Source organism: Cryobacterium sp. TMT2-18-2, from assembly GCF_004402245.1.
GTDB lineage: Bacteria > Actinomycetota > Actinomycetes > Actinomycetales > Microbacteriaceae > Cryobacterium > Cryobacterium sandaracinum.
The window spans coordinates 68,642-90,268 of record NZ_SOFU01000038.1; the positions used below are offsets into that span (position 1 = coordinate 68,642).

Sequence of the window (21,627 nt, forward strand, 5' to 3'; positions counted from 1 at the left end):
ACTCCCTACATCGAACATTTGTTCTATCTATCACCCATCGACCTGCCCGCAGAGGAGTCACATGTTCGCACACCTCCACGTCGCGAGCGCCTACTCCACGCACTTCGGGGTCACTCTCCCCGAGTCACTGGTGGAGCAGACGCAGGCGCAGAACGGCTCCTTCCTGGCCCTCACCGACCGGGACGGTCTCTACGGCGCGGTCAAACACGTGCGCGCCTGCGCGGCAGCGGGCATCCGGGCGGGGCTGGGCGCCGACCTCGCGGTGCACGACGACGACGGGCATCCGTTGGGCCGGATCGTGGTGCTCGCCCACGGTGATATGAACGGTCGTGGCTATGCGGCCCTCTGCCGCGCGGTCAGCGCCGCCCACAACGGCGCCGCGCACAGCGCGTCGGGGCGCCCCAGCATCGCCCGCTCGCACCTCGCCGAGCTGGCCGGACTGCGCTGCCTCACCGTGCTGCTCGGCCCTGCCTCCGACGTGGGCCAATCGGTCGAGCGCCGCGACACCGATGCTGCCGGCGCCTGCCTCACCGCGTGGTTGCGCGCCCTGCCGCCGCAATCGGTGGTGGGTGAAATCGTCTGCCATCTGGCGGCGCCGGGCACTCCCGGCAGTGTGACGCCGGCCACCCGCATGCTCGCCCTCTTCGAGCACGCCGCACTGCCCGCCGTGCTCACCAACGCCGTGCGCTACGGCACCCCCGACGAGGCCGTCACCGCCGACCTGGCCGACGCGGCCCGCACCCTGACGGCGCTGGCGAACCTGGAGCAGCTGCAGACCAACGGCCAGGCCTGGCTGAAACCCGAAGTCGCCATGAGGCAGGTGGCGCGCATGGTCGTCGACGCCGGGCTGCACGACGACGGCGCCGTCGACCGACTGTTCCGCGACACCGAGCAGCTTGCCGAGCGGTGCAGCCTCGACCCGGACTCCGACATCGGCCTGGGTCGCCCGCGCATGCCGGAGGCGCGCATCATCGGCGTCAGCGGCGACCCGCTGACCGAGCTGCACGCCCGAGCCCGGGCCGGCATCGACGACCGCTACCCCGTCACGTCGCCGGCGGGCCGGTCGCTGGCGGATGCTGCGCACGCACGACTCGTGCACGAGCTGAAGACGGTGGAGCACCTCGGTTTCGCCGGCTACTTCCTCACCGTCGCCCGGGTGGCGGACATCATCCGGGAAATGGGCATCCGCATCCAGGCGCGCGGGTCCGGGGTGGGCTCGGTGCTCAACTACGCCCTGCACACCTCCTCCGTCGAGCCCATCTCCAACGGGCTGCTCTGGGAGCGGTTCCTCTCCCCCGAGCGGCAGACCCTGCCCGACATCGACCTCGACGTCGAGTCCGCCAGAAGGCACGACGTCTATCGCACGCTCTTTGACACCTTCGGCAGCGATCGGGTGTCGCTGATGTCCATGACGAACGCCTATCGCGGCCGCGGCGCCGTGCGCGACGCCGGCCTGGCCCTCGGTATGAATCACGAGCAGGTGGCCGCGGTCGCCAAGCAGATGTGGCGCTTCAACGCGCGCGACTTCCGCCGCGCCCTGGCCGAAAAGCCCGAGCTCGAGCCGTTGGCCGCCGAGGTGCGCGCCTCCTCGCAGCTCGACCTGCTGGTCGACCTGACCGCCAAACTCGACCGGCTTCCCCGGCACATCTCCGTGCACCCCTGCGGCGTCATCCTCTCCGACGCCTCCCTGCTCGACCGCACCCCGGTGCAGGCGTCCGGCATGGGGTTGCCCATGTCCCAGTTCGACAAGCACGACATGGACCCGATGGGCCTGATCAAGCTGGACATCCTCGGTGTGCGGATGCAGTCGGCCATGGCCCACGCCGTCGAGGAACATCACCGATTGTCGGGCGAGATCATTGACCTCGACCGAATCCCACTGAACGACCCGGACACCTTCGAACTGATCCGCTCCACTCGCACCCTCGGCATCTTCCAGATCGAATCTCCCGGCCAGATGGAGCTGGTCGGCAAGCTGCAGCCCGAGGTGTTCAACGATCTCACCGTGGAGATCTCCCTGTTCCGGCCCGGGCCGATGCAGAACAACATGCCCTTGAAATACCTTCAGGCCCGGCATGGGGAGGTGATGCCCGACTACATCCACCCCCGGTTCGAGCCGTTCCTCCGGGAGACCCAGGGTGTGGTGATCTTCCACGAGCAGGTGATGCGCCTGTTCGACGAACTCACCGGCTGCGGGCTCGGGCGGGCGGATGTCTTCCGCCGCCACCTAGGCAAACCGGAGCAGCTTCCCCGGATCGAGGAGTACGTGCGGATGCGTGCCCTCGAGCGCGGGTTCACTCCCGCCGTGATCGACCGCGCCTGGACGGTGCTCGCCGGGTTCGGCAGTTTCGGTTTCGCCAAGGCGCACGGGGCGGCGTTCGCCCTGCCCACCTACCAGTCCGCCTGGCTCAAGACCCACCACCCCGCGGTATTCCTGGCCGGACTCCTCACCCACGCCCCCGGTATGTGGCCGAAAGACCTGATCGTGGCCGAGGCTCGGCTGCTCGGCGTGCCGGTACTGGGCCTGGACGTGCAACACAGCGCCCTCGACTACCGGGTGGAGCAGATCGACGGCGAGCAGTCCGACGGCGGCCGGCGCGGCATCCGTCTCGCCCTGCCGGAACTCTCCGGCTGCACGGCCGCCGAACGCGCCCGCATCGTGCGCCACCAGCCGTTCACCTCGCTGCAGGACTTCCGGGACCGGGTGCGCCCGCGGCGCAGCACGTTCGAGGCGCTCGCCCGGGTGGGAGCACTCGACAGCTTCATCGGGTACGACCGCACCCGTCGGCACGAGCTGCTCGCCCACATCCAGTCTCTCCGCGGCACAGCGGTCACCGTCCACGACGACCAGCTCGCCTTCGACGTGCCTCTGCCGGTGCTCGAATACGAGGGGTCCCGGTTCAACGCGGTGACCTCGCTCGAGCTGCGCGGCCGCAGCCAGACCGACCTCGAACTCAGGGATCTGGGCCTGGCGGTGTCCGGGCACCAGATGGCCCGGTTCTACCCGCTGTTCACGGAGCTGGGCGTTACGCCGGCCTCCGAGCTGATCAACCTGCCCGGCGGCACCGAGGTGCTCCTGGCCGGGGTGCGCCGAGCCACGAACACGCCGCCGATGCGCAACGGGCGCCGGGTGGTCTTCGTCAGCCTCGACGACGGCACCGGACCGGTCTCGAACGTCGTGTTCTTCCACGACGCCCAGGAGCGCATCGGCGGCCCGGTGTTCCACACCGGCCAGCTGCTGGTGCGCGGCCGCACCCGTCGGTCCGGCGCGAAGGGCGTCTCCGTCACGGGCGAGAACCTGTGGGATCTCACGGATGTCGCCCGCCGGGTCAAGCTGCGTCACGCGGGCGAGGCGGCCGCCCGGAACGCCGACCGCGCCCACGACCTGGCCGACGAACTGGCCGAGGACCTGGCGGCCATGGCGACCACGAATGTGCACCATCTATGGCCCCGACGCACCGCCTGACCCGCGCCTACACTGTTGTCCATGACCGAGAAACAGCGCTACGACGTGCTTCGTCAGTACGCCGACTTCGAACTGCGTCACTATCCCCGCACCGTGCTGGTGCAGGTGGAGGTGGCCGGGGACTTCTCCGCGGCAGGCAACCGCGGCTTCGGGCCGCTCTTCCAATACATCAGCGGCAACAACCAGACCTCGACACGCCTCGCGATGACCGCGCCCGTGATCCAGGAGACCACGACCCCGCAGAGCCACACCGTCAGCTTCGTCCTCCCCGACGGGATGCCGCCCGCGGAGGTGCCCGTGCCCCGCAACGCGCAGGTCAGCACGAAGGAGGTCCCCGAGCGCACGGTCGCCGCCCGCCGCTTCAACGGCGGCTGGAGCGAGGAAAGATTCGCGCAGAACGGCACCCTCCTCGTCGACGCGGTGAGCCGCGAGGGTCTCCTGCTCGCAGGCCGACCCTACTTCGCCCGCTTCGACCCACCCTGGAAGCCGGGCTTCCTCAGGCACAACGAAGCGCTCGTCGCCGTCACCCGTTCCGGTTCCGGAAACCCCTAGTCGTCGGAACCGTCCGTCGGGCCGTCGGATACCCCGGTGTCCCCGACCGGAACAACCACCGGGGTCGGCCCAAGCTCGGCCAGCTCGTCTCCCCCATACTTCGCGTTCGCGACCGACATGACGTCCGGCCACATCCGGTGCCGGGCCGTGGCGGCCGGGCCGCTGGCGAATCTGATGGAGCGCTGCCGGGCCTCCCCGGTGACGCTGACGACGGCGGCGGCGGTCGCCACCTTCGAGCTGGCCCCGACCATCCAGGTGTCCTTACCTCCGTCCGTGGTGCCGGTCTTGCCGATCAGAGGCACCCGGGGCGTGGTGGCACCCCAGGACTGCTGAGCCGTGCCGTCGGTCATCACCCGACGCATCGCGTAGACCATGCCCTCGGCCACCGTCGGGTCCACCGAAGCGGCGCACTCCGATTCCGGCACGGGCACCTCGTCACCGTCAGCGCCCACGATGCGGTCGATCGCGATCGGTGAGCAGGTCACCCCGCGGTTGGCGATGCCCGCGAAGGCAACGGCCATGGTCAGCGGAGCCACCTCATTCGTTCCGATCACGGCCGCCGCGGTCTGCACGAGCGGGCTGCCGTCGGCGCGATGCACTCCGAAAGCCTCGGCCGTCTGACGGATGCCGCACAGGTCCAGTTTCTTCGCCATCCCGATGAAGCCCGTATTGATCGAGCCGAGGGTGGACTCGAGCGCGCTGTAGTTTCCGCCGCTCTCCCCGGCGTCGTTTCTCGGGTTCCAGTTCTGCGAATCATAGTTCTGCGGCCCCCGACAACTGTCGTCGAACGTGCCCCAGTTGGCCTTCCGCGCCGAGTCGACGCGCTCGTCCAGCCGGTGGCCCGTCCTCAACCATTCCGCCAGGGTGAAGGCCTTGTAGGTCGACCCCGGCTGGAACCCGCTCGAACCACCCTCGGCATAGTCGGTGTTGTAGTTGACCTCGGTGTAGGCGGCGCTGGTGGCCTGCACGGTCGGGTCCTGGCTGTATCGCTTGTTCTGTGCCATGGCCAGCACCCGCCCGGTGCCGACCTGCACGCTCGTGATGACGCTGCCCACGTCCCAGCCGGGGTACTCCATCGGCACATTGGCCGCCAGGGTCGCTTCCGCCGCCAACTGGAGGTCGAGGTCCAGGGTGGTGTACACGGCATAGCCGCCGCGCCGGAAGTTCTGCAGGCGCTTCCCGTCGTCCTCCCCGAACGCCGGGTCGTTCCGGAGCAGATGCGTCACGTAGTCGCAGAAGTAGGCGCTGCCCCCGGCGGTCTGGCAGCCGGTGCTCGGCTCCTGGATGGCCGGTTGAACCGGTGTGGCCACGGCAGCCTGGAATTCCGCTGGGGTGATTTTCTCATGCTTCACCATCTCGCGCAGGATGTAGTCCCGGCGCGCCTTGTTGACTGCGTAGCCGTTGCTCTCACTACCGGCATTGTCGAGGCGGAACTTGGCCGGGTTGTTCACGATCGCCACCAGGCTTGCGGCCTGCGGAAGGGTGAGCTCTGCGGCCGTCGTGCCGAAGTAGTAGTTCGCCGCGGCCTCGATGCCGTACACGGTGCCGCCGAAACCGGCGATGTTGAGGTACTGGCGCAGGATGTCGTTCTTGGGATATTTCTTCTCCACCCCGATTGCGAGGCGCATTTCCTTGATCTTACGGTCGGGGGTGGCGGCGGTGACGGCGTCGTAACATCGTTGCCGCAGCCGGTCGTCCGGCTCGAGTTCGCACTTCTGCACGCGCACGTTCTTGACGTACTGCTGGGTGATCGACGACCCACCCTGCGTGACTCCCCCGAGGGTGGTCGTCACCACCGCGCGCAGGGTGCCCTGGGCGTCGATCCCGCCGTGCTCGTAGAAGCGCGGGTCCTCGCTGGCGATGACGGCATCCCGGGCGTAGGGGCTGATCTCGTCCCAGTCGACCTCGATGCGGTTCTGATCGTAGAAGGAGGCCAGCAGCACGGACGTGCCGTCGTTCCGGGTGGCGTAGATGTTGCTCTTCTGGGAGAGCGGTTCGATGTCCAGGTAGCCCGGCAGATTCTCGAACACGGTGATCGTGTTGGTGGCACCGAGGCCGGAGAGCGCGATCACGGGGGTGATGGCCGCGGTGACGAGCAGCCCGGCCACGCCACTCAAGACCACGAGGGCCAGCAGGCCTCCCACAACGCCTCCGACAGTTCTGCGACCGGTGAATTTCGGCGTACCCATTGCACCACCCCTAGCGTCCATGACCCCGAAAGGGTCCGATGGCATGCAAACCTGAGCTGTACTCCGCGGCTAGGGGGTTGCGCACAGGTCGGCCGGAGGCATCTGCTGGTTTACCGCGCAGAAAAGGCGTGGCATCTGTAGAGATGCCACGCCTCGTCTGATCCGGGGGTGTGCGTCGAGCGGTGATTCCTGCTTAGAAGACCGTCAGGCCCCGCGCCGCGAACTGGGCCCGGACCCGCACCAGAAGTGCCTCATCCGGGGGGTGAGAGCCGTGCAGCGGATACGGGATGTTCAACCGGTCCCATTTGTCCTCACCCATCTGGTGGAAGGGCAGAACCTCGACGCGCTGCACGTTCGGCCAGCGCGACACGATCTCGGCGACGGCGTCGACGTTGTCGACGGCGTCGGTGAGCCCCGGGACCAGAACGAAACGCGCCCAGACGGGAATGTTCCGTTCGCTCAGGCGATCACCGAACGCGATCGTCGGAGCGAGGTCTCGGCCGGTCACCTCCTTGTAGGTCTCAGGGATGCCCGACTTGACGTCGAGCAGCACGAGGTCGAGGTTGTCCAGCAGCTTGTCGGACGCGCTCTTACCCAGGAACCCGGAGGTGTCCAGGGTGGTGTGCACGCCGAGCTTGTGACACTCCTCGAAGAGTCGCGTCACGAAGGCAGGCTGCATGAGTGGTTCCCCACCGGAGATGGTCAACCCGCCGCCGGTCGAGTCGAAGACGCCTTTGTAGCGCTTGACCCGGGCGACGAGGTCGTCCAGCGTGGTGAGCAGCCCGTCCTTCATCTTCCAGGTGTCCGGATTGTGGCAGTACTGGCAGCGCAGCAGACACCCGGAAAGAAAGAGTGTCATTCGCGTGCCGGGACCGTCAACGGCGGTGACCAGTTCCCACGAGTGGACGCTGGCGACCGACCCGTTGTGGATCGCTTCCATTTCGAGGTGGTGGAGTTCAGCCAGTTCGGCTTGTTCACTGCTCACGGATGAACCGTCCACCAGGGCGATGGCCGCGCCGGCGCTGGGCAGACCGAGGTTTACTGCTGGCATTGTCTCGTCCTACTCAGCGTCGCCGCGTCGATATCAGTGATCAGTGCGAGTGGAACGTGCGGCTGATGACATCCATCTGCTGCTCGCGGGTCAGGCGAACGAAGTTCACCGCGTAGCCGGAGACGCGAATCGTCAGCTGCGGGTAGTTCTCCGGGTGCGCCATGGCGTCTTCGAGAGTGTCGCGGTTGAGCACGTTCACGTTGATGTGGTAGCCGGTCGCCGACGTGAACGCGTCGATGAGGCCGACCAGGCTGGTGATCTGCTCTTCCTTGGTGTGGCCGAGGCCACTGGGAACGACCGTGTTGGTCAGCGAGATGCCGTCCTGCGCTTCACTGTAGGGAAGCTTGGCGACGCTGAGCGCCGACGCGAGCATTCCGTGGGTGTCGCGACCGTTCATCGGGTTGGCACCCGGAGCGAACGACTCGCCCTTGCGGCGGCCGTCCGGCGTGTTGCCGGTGGCCTTGCCGTAGACCACGTTGGACGTGATCGTCAGGATCGACTGGGTGTGGATGGCGTCGCGGTAGGTCGGGTGCTTGCGGATCATCGTCATGAACCGCTCCATCACGTCGACGGCGATGGTGTCGACGCGGTCGTCGTCGTTACCGAACTGGGGGAATTCGCCCTCGATCGTGTAGTCGATGACCAGACCGGTCTCGTCGCGGACCGGACGGACCGTGGCGTACTTGATGGCCGACAGGGAGTCGGCAACCACACTGAGGCCGGCAATGCCGCAGGCCAGCGTGCGGATGATGTCCTTGTCGTGCAGCGCCATTTCGAGGCGCTCGTAGGCGTACTTGTCGTGCATGTAGTGGATGCAGTTCAGGGCCGTGACGTAGGTCTCGGCGAGCCATTCGAGCGTTTCCAGGTAGGCCGGGAAGACGGTCTCGTAGGTGAGCACCTCTTCGGCGTTCGGAAGGGTGGCCGGGGCGACCTGCTTGCCGGACACCTCGTCCTTGCCGCCGTTGATCGAGTACAGCAGCGCTTTGACGGCGTTGACGCGTGCACCGAAGAACTGCATCTGCTTGCCGACGCGCATGGGCGAGACGCAGCAGGCGATCGCGGCATCGTCACCCATCTCGGCGCGGATGATCTCGTCGGACTCGAACTGGATGGCCGAAGTGTCGATCGACACCTGGGCGCAGAAACGCTTGAAGCCCTCGGGCAGAGCGTCGCTCCAGAGAACGGTGAGGTTCGGCTCGGGTGCTGCGCCGATGTTGTACAGCGTCTGCAGGAATCGGAACGTGGTCTTGGTGACGAGCGGGCGGCCGTCTTCACCGATGCCGGCGAGCGACTCGGTAACCCAGGTCGGGTCGCCGGCGAAGATCTCGTCGTATTCGGGGGTGCGCAGGAAGCGCACGATGCGCAGCTTGATGACGAGGTCGTCGATCAGCTCCTGGGCGCCCTCTTCGGTCAGGGTGCCGGCGACGAGTTCGCGCTCGATGAACGTGTCGAGGAAGGCCGCGTTGCGGCCGAACGACATTGCCGCACCGTTCTGCTCCTTGACGGCGCCGAGGTAGGCGAAGTAGAGCCACTGCACGGCTTCGCGCGCGGTGGTGGCCGGCTTGGAGATGTCGGAGCCGTAGGAGGCCGCCATCTGGATGAGTTCCTTGAGGGCCCGGATCTGCTCCGAGTTCTCCTCGCGGGCGCGGATGATGTCCTCGGTCGAGGGCTCCATGTCGAGTTCGGCGCGGTCGTTCTTCTTGCCGGCGATCAGGGCGTCGACGCCGTAGAGGGCGACGCGGCGGTAGTCGCCGATGATCCGGCCGCGGCCGTAGGCATCGGGCAGACCCGTGATCAGGTGACTGTTGCGCGCACGTCGAACGGCGGGGGTGTACGCGTCGAAGACGGCGGTGTTGTGGGTCTTGCGGTAATCGGTGAAGATCTTTTCGAGCTCAGGCGACACGGGGTAGCCGTAGGTCTCGAGCGAGGTGGCAACCATGCGCCACCCGCCGAAAGGCATAATGGCACGCTTGAGCGGAGCATCCGTCTGCAGTCCGACAATTACCTCGTTGGCCTGGTCGATGTAGCCCGGAGCGTGGGCCGTAATGGACGACGGCGTGGCGGCGTCGACGTCGTAGACGCCTTTACGGCGTTCCTCGGGGAACATCTCGGACAGCTTGGCCCAGATTCCCGTGGTGCGTGCGGTCGCGCCGACAAGGAAGCTCGAGTCGCCGACGTAGGGGGTGTAATTGCGCTGGATGAAGTCGCGCAGATTGATCGAATCCTGCCAGGGGCCGGAGGCGAAGTCAGTCTGACCGGCATCATCCGTTCCGCTGCGAACACCTTCAGTGATTGTCATGTAGATTGCTCTCCTCGTGGGATCGAGACACCCTCCGCGAAAGTGTCTCTCCCGCAGTCGGGCCGAGAGGGCAGGACCACGAGGCTCCGGCTAATGCAACGATGCACCGTGTGACTTGCCCTCTTTTCCAACACTACTCCCGTCAGACCCACCCGAACGCGAAATTCATGGAATTGCATCCATTGATGCATTTATTGATAGGTGCTTGAGTGACTAGGGTTGAGGGATGAGCTTCCTCCCGGTGTCCCGCGGAGCCGCCAGGCCCCCCGCCGCGGCCCCCTCCGCCGTCGACCGGATCTACACGACCGTCGCCGACGCCATCATCTCCGGCACCCTGGCCGCGAGCTCACTGATCACCGAGGGAGAGATTGCCGAGGCCCTGTCCACCAGCCGCACCCCCGTGCGGGAGGCCTTTCTCGAACTTCAGGCCCACGGGCTCCTGACGCTCTTCCCCAAGAAGGGCGCGGTCGTCACAGCCCTGGGCGACACGGAGACGGCCGAGCTGCTGCAGGTGCGCATCATGCTGGAGAACACGGCGGTGACCCTGCTCAGCGAGCGGCCGGACGACATCCCGGGCGTCGACGCCGAGCTGCAGGACCTTATTCGGGTCCAGTCCGACGCCGCCCTGGCCGGCGACCTGCTCACGTTCGCCCGCGCCGACCACCGGTTCCATGCCCGCATCGTCGACGAGACGCACAACCGGGTCATCGACGGAATCTACACCCGGCTCGGCCCCCGGCTTGAGCGCCTCGTGCACCGGGCAGCCCTGCGCGACCCGCGCAACCTCGACCGTCTGGTGGCCGAACACCGAATCCTTGCCCACCACCTGCGCGGCGGCGACACCCTCGCCTACGAGGTCGCTCTGCGCCAGCACGTCGAAGACGGTCATCACGCGCAGCTGGCGCCCTGATCGTCCCCCACCTACCCGCACCTGCTTTTCAGAAAAGACCCATGACTTTCCGCCGTACCGTTCCCGCCTGGCAGCTCGCCGCTCCTGCCCTGTTCGTCATGGCCTGGGGTGGGAACCACTTCACGCCCCTCCTGCATATGTACGAATCGCTCGGCCACTATTCCGTCGTCATGGCCGACCTCTTCCTCGGCTTCTACGTGGTGGGCCTGGTCCCCGGGCTGCTGCTCGCCGGCGCACTCTCGGACCGCTACGGGCGCAAAGCCCTGACCCTGGCAGGCGTCGTCCTGGGAATTCTCGCCAGCATCCTGTTGGGTCTGGGATTCTCAAGCGGGATCATGCTTTCCGCCGGGCGCCTGCTGGCGGGGCTGAGCGTCGCCGTGGCGATGGCAGTGGGAACCGCGTGGCTCAAGGAGCTGTCCAGCCCGCCGTTCGACAACCAGGCCGGCCGCACGGCAGGGGCACGGCGGCCTGCCCTCACCCTCACGGTCGGGTTCGGGCTCGGGGCCGGGGTGGCCGGAGTGCTCGCGCAGTGGGGGCCGATGCCGACCCTGTCCCCCTATGTCGTACACATCGTACTCAGCCTGCTTGTGCTCCCCCGCCTACTGAGGGCCCCGGAGACCGTGCCGCGCTACCGGGCACACCGGCCCTTCTGGCAGGACCTGGCGGTTCCGCTGGCCGGACACCGCCGCTTCGTGCGCGTGATCATTCCGTCAGCTCCCTGGGTCTTCGGCGCCGCGGGCATCGCCTACGCGATCATGCCCACTCTGGTCCGGGACCAACTCGGCAACCTCAACCTCGCCTACGCGACCCTGCTCACGGTCGTGACCCTCGGCACCGGCGCGCTCGTGCAACCGCAGGTGGCTCGGATCAACCGGGTCACCGCTGGGCGTGCACTCATTGTCGGGATGTCCGTAATGCTGCTGGGAGTGGGTCTCAGCGTGGCGACGGCGATCGTGCTGTCCCCGGTGCTCGCGTTCCTCACGGCCATCGTGCTCGGCGCCGCCTACGGTGTGTGCATCGTGGCCGGGCTCGTGGAGATCCAGAAGATCTCCACGGCAGCCGACCTGGCGGGCATCACCGGGGTCTACTACAGCCTCACCTACATCGGCTTCCTGCTGCCGGTCGCCTTCGCCTGGCTCACTGCCGTCTTCGATTACCCGGTGCTTCTGAGCATTCTGTTCGTGGTCTGCGCGCTCTGCCTGGCCTTGGTGGCGAACGGGATGCGCCGGCGCGTCACCGAGTAGGCGGCACCTGGATTATCGTCATCCCATGCCCTATTCGCTCCGCCATCTCCTTCCCACCGACGCCGCACCGGTGCTCGGACTCAACAACGCCGCCGTGCCTGCCGTCAACGCCCATGACGAGGCGAGCCTCTCCGCCCTGCTCGCGGCCAGCAGCCACGCCCTCGCGGTCGTGCACGACGAAGCGCCGGGTGAGGTGCTCGGCTTCGCCGTGTTGTTCGGGGTCGACGCCGACTACGCGAGCGAGAACTACCGGTGGTTCTCCGCCCGGTCGGAGTCCTTCCTCTACGTGGACCGCATCGTGGTGTCGGACCAGGCCCGCAACCAGGGTCTCGGGGCCCTGCTGTACACCGCGATTTTCGCGGCGGCCCGGGCGGGCGACGTCGGCCAGGTCTTCTGCGAAGTGAACATCACCCCTCCGAACCCTCGGTCGCTGGCGTTCCACTCCCGGCTCGGCTTCGAGCCGATCGGCGAGCAGTCGACGAAGGGGGGCACCGTCGTGGTGTCCCTGCTGTCGGCTCCCGTCGCCGCGGGCGCACGCTGAGGCCATGACTGTCGACGGTCGCGCAATCCCACTCCCGGATTACCTCAACCACTGGGTGGCGACGCAGCGATGGTTCGCCGACAAGGGCCGTGTGCCGAGACTGGTCAGCATCGGACGCTGGGTGCTTCCGAGCGAGGAAGCAGAGGTGGACATCCGCACTGAGCTCGTCTTTGATGCCGCAGCCCCGACCCGCACCCTCTACCAGTTGCCCCTGACCCAGCGGACCACTCCCCTGCCCGCAGACGGGCAGGGCCTCATCGTCACCCTCGCCGACGGCAGCGCGGTCTACGACGGCACCGCCGACCCGGCCTACGGGCGCGCTCTGCTGGGTTTCATCCTGCGCCAGGCCACCTCACCTGAGCCCGGAAACCTCGGCGCGCGGGCTCGCGGCGAACTCCTGTCGAGCGCAGATCCCGCCGAACGGCCGGCCCGAGTTGTCGCTGGCCGGGTGCTGCGCGGAGAACAGTCGAACACCTCGATCATTCTGGACTGCGTCGACGCCGCCGGGCGCCCGGCTCGTCCCGTCATCTGCAAGGTGTTCCGGATGCTGCATCCCGGCGAGAATCCGGACGTGTCCGTGCAGTCGGCCCTGGCCCGGGCCGGCTCACACTTCGTGCCGGAACCGGTGGGCTGCGTGGTCGGCCAGTGGACCGACCCGGAGCAACCGCGGGTCACCCTCACGGGCCATCTCGTCTTCGCCCAGGAGTTCCTGCCGGGCGCCCCGGATGCCTGGCGGGCAGCCCTGGTCTCTGCCGGGGCCGGGGAGGACTTCAGCGAACAGGCGCGGGCGCTGGGCGTGGCGACGGCAGCAGTGCACGCCGACCTGGCCGCCGTGATGCCCACTCACGACGCCACCCCCGCGGTCATCGCCGCCGAACTCGGCCGGATGCGCGAGCGCTACCGCAGCGCCGCCGCCGAGGTGCCCGCCCTGACCGGCTACGATACGGCCGTCGAGGCGATCTTCGAGCGGGCGGAGAGGGCGTGCTGGCCCCGGCTGCAGCGCATCCACGGCGATTTCCATCTCGGTCAGGCCCTCGAGGTCCCCGGCCGCGGCTGGGTGCTGGTGGATTTCGAGGGCGAACCGCTGCGCCCTCTTCTCGATCGCACTCAGCCGGATGTGCCGTTGAAGGACATTGCCGGGATGCTGCGGTCCTTCTCCTATGTGGCCGGCACGGTGGAGCGGTCATCGCCCGGCGACCAGACGGCGTCGGCCGAAGAGTGGGCCGCGGCATGCCGGCAGGCCTTCCTCGACGGCTACGCGCGGCAATCCGGCCAGAGCCTGGCCGGTCAGGAACCCCTGCTCGATGCGTTCGAGCTGGACAAGGCCCTCTACGAGGCCGTCTACGAGACCCGCAACCGACCCTCCTGGCTGCCGATCCCGCTCGCGGCCATCCGCGGCCTCGTCCTGGGGGTCTCCGCCGGATTACCGTGAGCGGCCGGAACGGCCGGTCAGCGTTTGAGCTCGGGGAATTGGTCGTCGCGCCACTCACCGGGGAGCCGGGTGTTCTCGGCGGCCGCGGCATCCTCGCGCATGCGCAGTTCCACCCGGCGGATCTTGCCGGAACTGGTCTTGGGCAGCTCGTAGAACTCGACCCGCCGCACCCGCATGTACGGGGGCAGACCGGTGCGGGCGTGGCGCAGCACCGAGAGCGCCGTTTCGCCGTTGGACTCCCAGCCCGCCGCCAGGGCGATGTAGGCCTTGGCGATGTTCAGCCGGGTGTCGTCGGGCGCGGGCACGACGGCCGCCTCGGCCACGGCCGGGTGCACCAGCAGCACGCTCTCGACCTCGAACGGGGAGACCTTGTAGTCGGAGGACTTGAAGATGTCGTCGGTGCGGCCAATGAACGTGATATAGCCTTCGGCGTCGCGGCTGGCGACATCACCGGTGTGGAAGTAGCCGTCCCGCACGGCCTCACGCGTGCGTTCGGGATCCCCGTGGTAGCCGGCCATCAGGTTGACCGCGGTGCGGGACAGGTCGAGGCAGATCTCGCCCTCGTCGCTCTCCTCACCGGTGATGGGGTCGAGCAGCGTGATCGCGACGCCCGGTAGGGGCATCCCCATCGAACCGGCCAGCAGAGCGGAACCCGGGGCGTTGCCCACGATCGCCGTGGTCTCGGTCTGGCCGTAGCCATCCCGGATGGTGAGTCCCCAGGAACGCTGGATCTGATGGATGACCTCCGGGTTGAGCGGCTCGCCGGCCGAGAGGATCTCGCGCAGTCCTACCGGCTTGGCGCCGACGTCGGATTGGATCAGCATGCGCCACACGGTCGGCGGGGCGCAGAAGGTGGTCACTTTCGCGCGGTGCAGCTGGTCGGCGAGGGCGAACGGGTCGAACCGGGCGTAGTTGTAGACGAAGACGGTGGCCTCGGCGATCCACGGGGCGAAGAAGCTGCTCCAGGCGTGCTTGCCCCAGCCGGGCGAGCTGATGGCAAGGTGCACGTCGTCCGGGCGCAGTCCGATCCAGTACATGGTGGTCAGGTGCCCCACGGGATAGGACGTCTGGGTGTGCACCACCATTTTCGGCTTGCTGGTGGTACCCGAGGTGAAGTAGATCAGGGACGGGTCGTCGGACGAGACGACCACGGCGGGCTTCTCGGCCGCGACGAGCGCGGCATCCGCGTAGTCGGCCCAGCCGGGGGTGGCCGCACCGACGCAGATGCGCGAGAAGTCGCCGGGCACCGCGTCGAACTTGGCGGCGTCGCCGGCGTTGGCGATGACGTGCTGCACCCCGCCGCGCAGAACCCGATCCGCCAGGTCGCCGGTCGCAAGCACCGTGGACGTGGGCAGGATGACCGCGCCCACTTTCATGATGGCGAGCATCAGCTCCCAGAGCTCGACCTGGTTGCCCAGCATCAGCATGACGTGGTCGCCGTGCCCGACGCCCCGGGAGACCAGCCAGGTGGCCACCTGGTCGGAGCGCGCCGACATCTCGCTGAAGGTCACCGTCAGTTCGCTGCCATCCTCCTCCACGATCCACAGGGCGGTCCTGTCGTTGCCCGCGGCCATGACGTCGAACCAGTCGACGGCCCAGTTAAAGTTCGCCCCCACATCCGGCCACTCGAACTCGGCCTGGGCGCGCGCATGATCGTCTCGCAACTGCAGGAGGTGGTCGCGCGCGCCTCGAAAGGCGGTGGTGCTCTGGGGGGTGGTCATCCGTCCCATTTTCCTCGGTTCAAATGCCCGAAACGGAATACGACCCCCGGCCGCGAGGCCGGCAGGTCCCGGAGGTTCCGCAGCTCGGTGCCGTTCGGGCCGAACGGCGCGAAGATCTTCCTCGGCGTGATGAAGCGCTTCAGGGAGTGGCGCGGATCGCGTCCACCAGGGCGGCGAAGCGGGCGTTGCCGGGCAGGTCGTCGATGAGCACGGACTTTCCGTCGGGGCCGGCCAGCGGGATGCGCCAGTTCGGGTACTCGTTCGAGGTCCCGGGCTGGTTCTGGGTCCGGCGCTCGCCGACCGCATCCACCAGAGCCACGCCAAGGAGCGACGAGGGCGTCAGTGCGGTGTACGCGTAGAGCGCCTCAACCGTCTCCTGCACGGTCGGGGCCGGCTCGGCGCCGAGGGGCGGCAGCAGGTCGCGTTCGCGAAGCGCGGCCAGCATGGCGGACTGCTCGGCGAGGTCCGCGGTGCGCTCCTCCTCGACCGATCGCCCGAGCAGACCGAGCGACTCGCGCAGGGCCACGTGGTCGCCGGCGAGATAGCCGGCCGTCGGAGGCAGATCGTGGGTGTTCACACTGGTCAGGCAGGCCTGGCGGTACCGTTCGGGGGCCAGCGGCACACCGTTGTCTCGTTCGAACCAGAGGATCGAGGTTCCGAAGATGCCGCGTTCGGCGAGGTACTCACGCACCCAGGGCTCGAATACGCCGAGGTCTTCGCCGATCACCACCGCGCCGGCGCGCTGGGCCTCGAGGGCCAGGATACCGATGAGTGCCTCGTGGTCGTAGTGCACGTAGGTGCCCTCTCCCGGTCCGGCGCCGACCGGGATCCACCACAGGCGGAACAGACCCAGAATGTGGTCCACCCGGATGCCGCCGGCATGGTGCAGGATGCTGCGGAGCATGTCCCGGTAGGCGACGTAGCCCGACTCGGCCAGCCGGCCGGGGTGCCACGGCGGCTGCGACCAGTTCTGGCCCTGCTGGTTGAACATGTCCGGCGGGGCTCCCACGGTCATGCCCGGGGCGAGAACGCCCTGCAGGGTCCAGGCGTCGGACCCGGTGATCTGTACCCCGACCGCGAGGTCGTGCACGATGCCGATGGTCATTCCGGCATCCGTCGCCGCGCGTTGAGCGGTCTCCAACTGCTGGTCGCAGAGCCACTGGAGCCAGCTGTGGAATTCAATGCGGTCCGCGAGCTGCTCCCGGTGCTCGGCGGCGAAGGGACCGCGGGGGCCGCGCGGCTCGATCGACCATTCCGGCGCATCCGTCGGGAACAGCTCGGCCAGGGCGCACCAGAGCGCGAAGTCGACCAGACCCTGACCCTGCTCGGCGCAGAATTCCTCGAACCGGTGGGCACGGGAGGGGGTCGGCCGCACCTGGTGCACGGCTTCCAGCGCGGTCAGTTTGGCAGCGTAGGCGCAGTCGCGGTCGAGGTGGTCCGCCTCCAGGTTGGCCGAGTGCTGCCGGTCCGCGAGGGACTCGACAACGGCTCGTGCCGCCGGGGCGAGGTAGCCGTATTCGGGCACGTCCTCGACCCGGATGTACAGCGGGTGGAAAAAGCGCCTGCTCGACGGCAGGTACGGGGAGGGCTCGACCGGCGGGGCAGGCTCGGACGCGTGCAGCGGATTGACCAGGACGAAGTCGGCTCCGTACTGGGAGCCGGAGATGGCGGCCAGGTCGGCAAGGTCGGCGAAGTCGCCGATCCCCCAGCTCCGGGAGGAGCGCACCGAGTAGAGCTGGGCCATCAGACCCCAGTCGCGATGCCCGGCCAGGTTTCGAGTGGTCTCGAGCCGGGGCGGGGTCACGACGAGGCCGCAGCGCGCCGTGTGGTCTCCGCTCTCTGCGTGCAGGGTGTGCCAGCCCAGCGGCAGGCCGGCCGGGATCTGGAACGTCGCCCGGCTCATCGGCCGACCGTCGACGGTGCGGGGTTTCTCCCAGAGCCCCGTCTGCAACACCTCGTGCCGGGTGCCGTCCTCGGCGACGATCCAGACGAGGGCCGTCGAACCGGCGCCGGTGTGCACGGGCACCTCGTCCTCGCCGCCCTCGCGGAGCACCACGACGGGAGGCAGGAGCCGGCGCCAGGGCGCGAGGCTCTGCTCGGTCAGCGCCGCATCAACCTCGGCAGGCGTGCCGGCGGGAACGCCGAGGGCACTCAGGACCTTACGCAGGGTGCCGACGTCGACCGCCCGTGAAGCACCGTCCCAGCCGGTGAAAGAGGTGTCAACCCCGAGTGATCGTGCCAGTTCCAGCAGCGCCGCCGCAGAACGGTCGGTTGGTTCGAGTTCCATGGGACCACTCTAGATCCGGGACCGGTCCCGGACCCGCGCCGGACCCGTGCCGGACCCCGCCGGCCCTACCTGCCGAAGCGCAGGACAAAGGCCTTCATCAGGTTGGCCGGCTCGGTGACGATGGATGCGTCGATCGCCGCGATGACGTCGTCCAGGGCGTCGGGATCGAAGTAGCCGTACTCGCGGTAGATGCGGATGCGGGTCAGGATGCCGGCGTTGGTCAGTTCCGGATGGAATTGCGTCGCGTAGACGTTGTTGCCGACCCGGAACGCCTGCACGGGACAGTTCTGCCCGGTCGCCAGCAAGACGGCGCCGGGCGGCAGCTCTGAACAGGCCTCTTTGTGCCCGACGAAAGCTTGAAAGGTGGGCGCGAGCGCGGCGAACAGCTGGTCGGCTGCGCCGGCCTCGGTGAGGGAGATCCAGGTCGGCCCGGCCTCCTCGGACCAGGTGCGGTCGAGCCTGCCACTCAGATGACTGGTGAGCAGTCCGACGCCGTAGCAGGCACCGAGGAAGGGGAAGTCCCGGGCCAGCACCTGGTCGAGGAGGGCGGCTAACTCGACCTCGACGCGGCGTTGCACGGACGACTTGACCTCGGCGGGATCGCTCGCGTTGAAGGGGCTGCCGCCCACGATGATGCCCGAGTATCCGTTCAGGTCGATCGGTGGCATCGGCGCAGCCTCGAGCCGCACCCGGTGGAGCTGGTCGGGTTCCAGATCGCCGGCCGCGAGGAATCCGGCGTACTCGTCATCGGCGGCTTCGTCCTCAGAACGGGTGGCGAGCAGCAGGAAGGGCTTCACAGCATCATCGTAGTGGTGGGCCTCGGCAGACGCTGCTGCATCTGCGCGGTGTCGAATGCGAACCCCACCACCGACCTATGCGGGTGCGCCGGCGATGTTGACCATCCAGCTCACGCCGAATTTATCGACGCACATGCCGAAGCTGTCGCCCCACGGCGACGGCTCGAGCGGCATGACGACGGTGCCCCCGGCCGCGAGCTTGTCCCAGTAGCCGCGCAGCACCGGTTCGTCGTCGCCGCTGAGCGACACGGAATAGTTGGTGCCCGGACGGTGCTCCAGCCGGTTCGGGGTGTCGGAAGCCATCAGCACCAGGCCGTCGTCGGTGGTCAGCATGGCGTGCATGATCTTGTCCTGCTCAGCCGTGTCGTCGCTCGCCTCGAACTCGGCGAACGTGCTCAGCGTCAGCTCGCCGCCGAACACCGTCCGGTAGAACTCCATCGCTTCCCGGGTCGTATCCCGGAACCCCAGGTAGGGATTGAGTTGGGTCGTCATGGTGGAGCCTCCTTCTGTCATGGGGCGAATGCTCCGATTATCGGCCCGACCCCGCGCCAGCACGAGGCGTGCGGGGAAGTCTTCTACGCTGGGACCATGGACTCCCCCAGGGCCGCCCTGCTGCGGCCGATTCTCACCCTCACCATCAACCCTGCTCTCGACGTGAGCACGTCAACCGAGCACGTGGTCAGCGAACACAAGATGCGCTGTGGCCGGTCCCGCCTCGACCCGGGTGGCGGCGGTGTGAACGTGGCTCGGGTAGTGCAACGTCTCGGCGGGCAGGCCCTGGCCGTGTACACCGCGGGCGGCCCCACCGGGGAGGCCTTCCGCCGGCTGATCGAAGCCGAACTCATCCCGACCCTGGCGGTGCCGATCCACGGCAGCACCCGCGAGAGCTTCACCGTCGACGAGACGGGCACCGGCAAGCAGTTCCGCTTCGTGCTGGAAGGCCCCGAGCTCAGTGAAACCGAGTGGCGGGCCTGTCTCGCGGTCGTCGGAGAGTCGATTCCGGTCGGCGGCTATGTGGTCGCCAGCGGCAGCCTGCCGCCGGGAGTCCCGGACGATTTCTACGCCCGGGTCACCCGTCTGGCGCACGGGCGCGACGCCCGCTGCATCGTGGACACGTCCGGTCCCGCGCTCGCGGCCGCGCTCGACGAGGGGGTCTACCTGGTCAAACCGAGCGGGCGTGAGCTGGGAGAGCTTGTCGGCGCAACCCTCGACACCGAACAGAGCAAGATCGACGCGGCCGCCGAGCTCGTCGCCCGCGGGTCCGCGGAAGTCGTCGCGCTGACGCTCGGCGGAGCGGGAGCCGTGCTCGCCTCGGCGAGCGGGATCATCCGTCTGGGGGTGCCGCAGGTCACGGTGCAGAGCACCGTCGGGGCCGGCGACAGCTTTCTCGGTGCGTTCGTGCTGCGGATCGCGCAGGGGTTCCCGGTGGACCGGGCGTTCCGGGCCGCCGTCGCCGCCGGCACCGCCACCGCGATGACACCGGCCACGGAACTCTGCCACCGGGTCGATGTGGAACGCCTGGAGGCCGAACTGGTGGCACTCGCGTGAAGCTCACCGACATTGATCCACCCAGCCGCAGCTTTTCCCGGTGGCTCACCGACGAAGAGGTGGGGCAGGTGCTCGCCTCCAGCCGCGGCTGGAGGCTTGCGCCGGACGGCGGCGTGATGGCCGGCAAGATTCGCAAGTCCCGGATCGCGCCGTCTCTGACCGCGCTCGGCGCCACCGCGGCCGCCGAGCGGTGGATCAGCCGCGCGGCGGCGCCCGGCAGGGACGGCAGCGGCCCGACGCACATCATGTGGGGCATCTTCAACGCCCGAACGGACGCCGAGATCGCGGCTAAAGTCGATTCATGACCGCTGACGTTGCCACCGGCACCCTCCGCACCTCGATCCCCCGCTTGATCGGCCGATTGGCTCTGGGGGCGTTCCTGCTCGTCGCCGGAATCAGCCACCTCGCGTGGAACCGTGAGGCGTTCCTCGCCCAGGTGCCCACCTGGTTGCCGCTCGAGGGTGATTTCGTCGTGGTTGCGTCGGGCCTGGTCGAGATCGCTCTGGGCCTGTCACTGCTGCTGCTGGCCAGGCGCACGGTGCAGGTGGGCTGGGTCGTGGCCCTGTTCTTCCTGGCAATCTTCCCCGGCAACATCTCCCAGTTCGTCACGGCCACCGATTCGTTCGGCCTGGATTCGGACCTGTCCCGCGGCATCCGCCTGCTCTTCCAGCCGGTGCTCGTGGCGTGGGCGCTGTGGTCGACCGGTGCGTGGCGCGCCTGGCGGGCACGCCGTGCAGCGTAACTGATACCCCATGGGGTATGTTGGGCGGACGAGTTCAACGAAAGGGTTCAACGGATGTGCCGTCAAGTTACGTGTAAGAAGTGTGGAAAAACGACCTGGGCCGGGTGCGGCCAGCACGTCGACCAGGTGATGCGAGGCGTTCCGGGGGCACAGCGGTGCCGCGGACACGAGAAAGACGCCCCGACCCCCGGCTTCTTCGCTCGGTTCTTCTCCCGCAGCTGAGTCCGGAGTCAGTAGTCGCTGGCGGACAGGTCGGTCGCGGCGTCATGCTTGAGCTTCAAAAGGGCGAGGTCGATGTGCAGGAACACCTCGGTGCGGGCCTCCCGCCGGGCCTCGTAATCGGGGTCATGCCAGTCTATGTTCAGCCTGATCAGGCGTGATGACACCGCGTCACTGACCTCGTCGCTGGCGGCCCGCTGAGCCCGCCGCACGAGACGCGCGACCTTGTCGTCGTCGGCGGCCACGGCCTCGAGGGCCTCGGCGAGCTTCTCGTGCACGCGGCGGCGCAGTTTGAGCTGAATGATGTCGTGATGCTGGTCTTCCGTGAGATCGGAGGTCCACCGTGACCTGGTCAGTTCTTTGCGCTGGTCCTTGACCCGGCGGGCGTACTGCTCGTTCTGCCGGGTGAGCAGGTGCAGCTCGTGACGGGCGGTCGCCGCGTAGCGTTCCGGATCGTAGTCGGCGTGATCACCGAGAGCGCCCACGATGATGTCGTTCTTCACCGCCATCCGGACGGCGGAAAGCGCGATCTTGAGCCCCTCGTCGACGATCACCTTAATTGCGGCCACGCTACAAAATCTTACTGTGCGGGCCCGCCGAAACCAGGGCTTCCCCTGTCGCGGTTGGGC

General features: G+C 68.1%; 17 protein-coding genes. 9 read left to right on the plus strand and 8 right to left on the minus strand.

Translation table 11 applies throughout. From position 1 onward, the window contains the following. The first annotated feature begins 61 nt into the window (after nt 1–61). Nucleotides 62–3,466 carry a DNA polymerase III subunit alpha gene (locus E3O22_RS14175; protein WP_134394503.1) on the plus strand — a complete coding sequence of 1,135 codons (3,405 nt, stop codon included), beginning with the start codon at nt 62–64 and terminating at the stop codon, nt 3,464–3,466. A gap of 21 nt (nt 3,467–3,487) precedes the next feature. After that, complete coding sequence (locus E3O22_RS14180; RefSeq protein ID WP_134394504.1) at nt 3,488–4,018, plus strand: heme-binding protein; 531 nt, start codon at nt 3,488–3,490, stop codon at nt 4,016–4,018. On the opposite strand, the gene E3O22_RS14185 is transcribed toward E3O22_RS14180, so the two are convergent. From E3O22_RS14185 to pflB, 3 genes are all read right to left on the minus strand, one after another. Next, entirely contained in the window at nt 4,015–6,207 is a 2,193-nt protein-coding gene (locus tag E3O22_RS14185) for a transglycosylase domain-containing protein (protein ID WP_166784665.1), read from the minus strand. The two genes, E3O22_RS14180 and E3O22_RS14185, sit on opposite strands and share 4 nt — an antisense overlap. Nucleotides 6,208–6,400: 193 nt before the next feature. After that, nucleotides 6,401–7,258, minus strand: a complete 858-nt coding sequence (pflA, locus tag E3O22_RS14190; RefSeq protein WP_134394506.1) for a pyruvate formate-lyase-activating protein — start codon at nt 7,256–7,258, stop codon at nt 6,401–6,403. A 40-nt stretch (nt 7,259–7,298) separates the two neighbouring features. After that, complete coding sequence (gene pflB, locus E3O22_RS14195) at nt 7,299–9,557, minus strand: formate C-acetyltransferase (RefSeq protein ID WP_134394507.1); 2,259 nt, start codon at nt 9,555–9,557, stop codon at nt 7,299–7,301. Nucleotides 9,558–9,783: 226 nt separating this feature from the next. On the opposite strand from pflB, the gene E3O22_RS14200 reads away from it, so the two are divergent. The 4 genes from E3O22_RS14200 to E3O22_RS14215 are packed head-to-tail and all read left to right on the plus strand — an operon-like array spanning nt 9,784 to nt 13,684. After that, nucleotides 9,784–10,467: a GntR family transcriptional regulator gene (locus E3O22_RS14200; protein WP_134394508.1), complete on the plus strand. Its 684-nt coding sequence runs from the start codon at nt 9,784–9,786 to the stop codon at nt 10,465–10,467. 41 nt (nt 10,468–10,508) lie between these two features. Then, nucleotides 10,509–11,711, plus strand: a complete 1,203-nt coding sequence (locus E3O22_RS14205; protein ID WP_134394509.1) for an MFS transporter — start codon at nt 10,509–10,511, stop codon at nt 11,709–11,711. A 25-nt stretch (nt 11,712–11,736) separates the two neighbouring features. After that, nucleotides 11,737–12,252 (plus strand): GNAT family N-acetyltransferase, encoded by a 516-nt coding sequence (locus E3O22_RS14210; RefSeq protein ID WP_134394510.1) that lies wholly within the window; start codon nt 11,737–11,739, stop codon nt 12,250–12,252. 4 nt (nt 12,253–12,256) lie between these two features. Beyond that, a complete protein-coding gene (locus E3O22_RS14215; RefSeq protein ID WP_134394511.1) occupies nt 12,257–13,684 on the plus strand; it encodes a phosphotransferase in 1,428 nt (475 codons plus the stop codon). A 17-nt stretch (nt 13,685–13,701) separates the two neighbouring features. On the opposite strand, the gene E3O22_RS14220 is transcribed toward E3O22_RS14215, so the two are convergent. The 4 genes from E3O22_RS14220 to E3O22_RS14235 all read right to left on the minus strand — a co-directional run bounded on the left by E3O22_RS14220 (nt 13,702) and on the right by E3O22_RS14235 (nt 18,981). Beyond that, complete coding sequence (locus E3O22_RS14220) at nt 13,702–15,405, minus strand: AMP-binding protein (protein ID WP_134394512.1); 1,704 nt, start codon at nt 15,403–15,405, stop codon at nt 13,702–13,704. Nucleotides 15,406–15,544: 139 nt separating this feature from the next. After that, the gene (malQ, locus tag E3O22_RS14225) at nt 15,545–17,692 is read right to left on the minus strand and encodes a 4-alpha-glucanotransferase (RefSeq protein ID WP_134394513.1); all 2,148 of its coding nucleotides are present in this window, start codon (nt 17,690–17,692) and stop codon (nt 15,545–15,547) included. Nucleotides 17,693–17,757: 65 nt separating this feature from the next. Next, nucleotides 17,758–18,489, minus strand: a complete 732-nt coding sequence (locus E3O22_RS14230; RefSeq protein WP_134394514.1) for a glutamine amidotransferase — start codon at nt 18,487–18,489, stop codon at nt 17,758–17,760. 75 nt (nt 18,490–18,564) lie between these two features. After that, nucleotides 18,565–18,981: a VOC family protein gene (locus E3O22_RS14235; RefSeq protein ID WP_134394515.1), complete on the minus strand. Its 417-nt coding sequence runs from the start codon at nt 18,979–18,981 to the stop codon at nt 18,565–18,567. 96 nt (nt 18,982–19,077) lie between these two features. Between E3O22_RS14235 and E3O22_RS14240 the strand changes: the two genes are divergently transcribed. From E3O22_RS14240 to E3O22_RS14250, 3 genes are read left to right on the plus strand one after another with little or no spacing between them, the layout of a single operon-like run. Beyond that, nucleotides 19,078–20,037: a 1-phosphofructokinase family hexose kinase gene (locus tag E3O22_RS14240; RefSeq protein WP_174720126.1), complete on the plus strand. Its 960-nt coding sequence runs from the start codon at nt 19,078–19,080 to the stop codon at nt 20,035–20,037. Continuing rightward, nucleotides 20,034–20,342 carry a hypothetical protein gene (locus E3O22_RS14245; RefSeq protein ID WP_134394516.1) on the plus strand — a complete coding sequence of 103 codons (309 nt, stop codon included), beginning with the start codon at nt 20,034–20,036 and terminating at the stop codon, nt 20,340–20,342. The genes E3O22_RS14240 and E3O22_RS14245 overlap by 4 nt, the downstream gene beginning before the upstream one ends. After that, entirely contained in the window at nt 20,339–20,779 is a 441-nt protein-coding gene (locus E3O22_RS14250) for a DoxX family membrane protein (RefSeq protein WP_134394517.1), read from the plus strand. The genes E3O22_RS14245 and E3O22_RS14250 overlap by 4 nt, the downstream gene beginning before the upstream one ends. Nucleotides 20,780–21,009: 230 nt before the next feature. Here E3O22_RS14250 and E3O22_RS14255 read toward each other — a convergent pair whose 3' ends face one another. Beyond that, nucleotides 21,010–21,567, minus strand: coding sequence for a hypothetical protein (locus E3O22_RS14255; protein ID WP_134394518.1), 558 nt, complete (start codon nt 21,565–21,567; stop codon nt 21,010–21,012). Nucleotides 21,568–21,627 lie beyond the last annotated feature (60 nt).

Excerpts from the sequence above, each read along its gene's own strand:
- E3O22_RS14175 (WP_134394503.1), top strand. The coding sequence starts at position 62 with ATGTTCGCACACCTCCACGTCGCGAGCGCCTACTCCACGCACTTCGGG.
- E3O22_RS14180 (WP_134394504.1), top strand. The coding sequence starts at position 3,488 with ATGACCGAGAAACAGCGCTACGACGTGCTTCGTCAGTACGCCGACTTC.
- E3O22_RS14185 (WP_166784665.1), bottom strand. The coding sequence starts at position 6,207 with ATGGGTACGCCGAAATTCACCGGTCGCAGAACTGTCGGAGGCGTTGTG.
- pflA (WP_134394506.1), bottom strand. The coding sequence starts at position 7,258 with ATGCCAGCAGTAAACCTCGGTCTGCCCAGCGCCGGCGCGGCCATCGCC.
- pflB (WP_134394507.1), bottom strand. The coding sequence starts at position 9,557 with ATGACAATCACTGAAGGTGTTCGCAGCGGAACGGATGATGCCGGTCAG.
- E3O22_RS14200 (WP_134394508.1), top strand. The coding sequence starts at position 9,784 with ATGAGCTTCCTCCCGGTGTCCCGCGGAGCCGCCAGGCCCCCCGCCGCG.
- E3O22_RS14205 (WP_134394509.1), top strand. The coding sequence starts at position 10,509 with ATGACTTTCCGCCGTACCGTTCCCGCCTGGCAGCTCGCCGCTCCTGCC.
- E3O22_RS14210 (WP_134394510.1), top strand. The coding sequence starts at position 11,737 with ATGCCCTATTCGCTCCGCCATCTCCTTCCCACCGACGCCGCACCGGTG.
- E3O22_RS14215 (WP_134394511.1), top strand. The coding sequence starts at position 12,257 with ATGACTGTCGACGGTCGCGCAATCCCACTCCCGGATTACCTCAACCAC.
- E3O22_RS14220 (WP_134394512.1), bottom strand. The coding sequence starts at position 15,405 with ATGACCACCCCCCAGAGCACCACCGCCTTTCGAGGCGCGCGCGACCAC.
- malQ (WP_134394513.1), bottom strand. The coding sequence starts at position 17,692 with ATGGAACTCGAACCAACCGACCGTTCTGCGGCGGCGCTGCTGGAACTG.
- E3O22_RS14235 (WP_134394515.1), bottom strand. The coding sequence starts at position 18,981 with ATGACGACCCAACTCAATCCCTACCTGGGGTTCCGGGATACGACCCGG.
- E3O22_RS14240 (WP_174720126.1), top strand. The coding sequence starts at position 19,078 with ATGGACTCCCCCAGGGCCGCCCTGCTGCGGCCGATTCTCACCCTCACC.
- E3O22_RS14250 (WP_134394517.1), top strand. The coding sequence starts at position 20,339 with ATGACCGCTGACGTTGCCACCGGCACCCTCCGCACCTCGATCCCCCGC.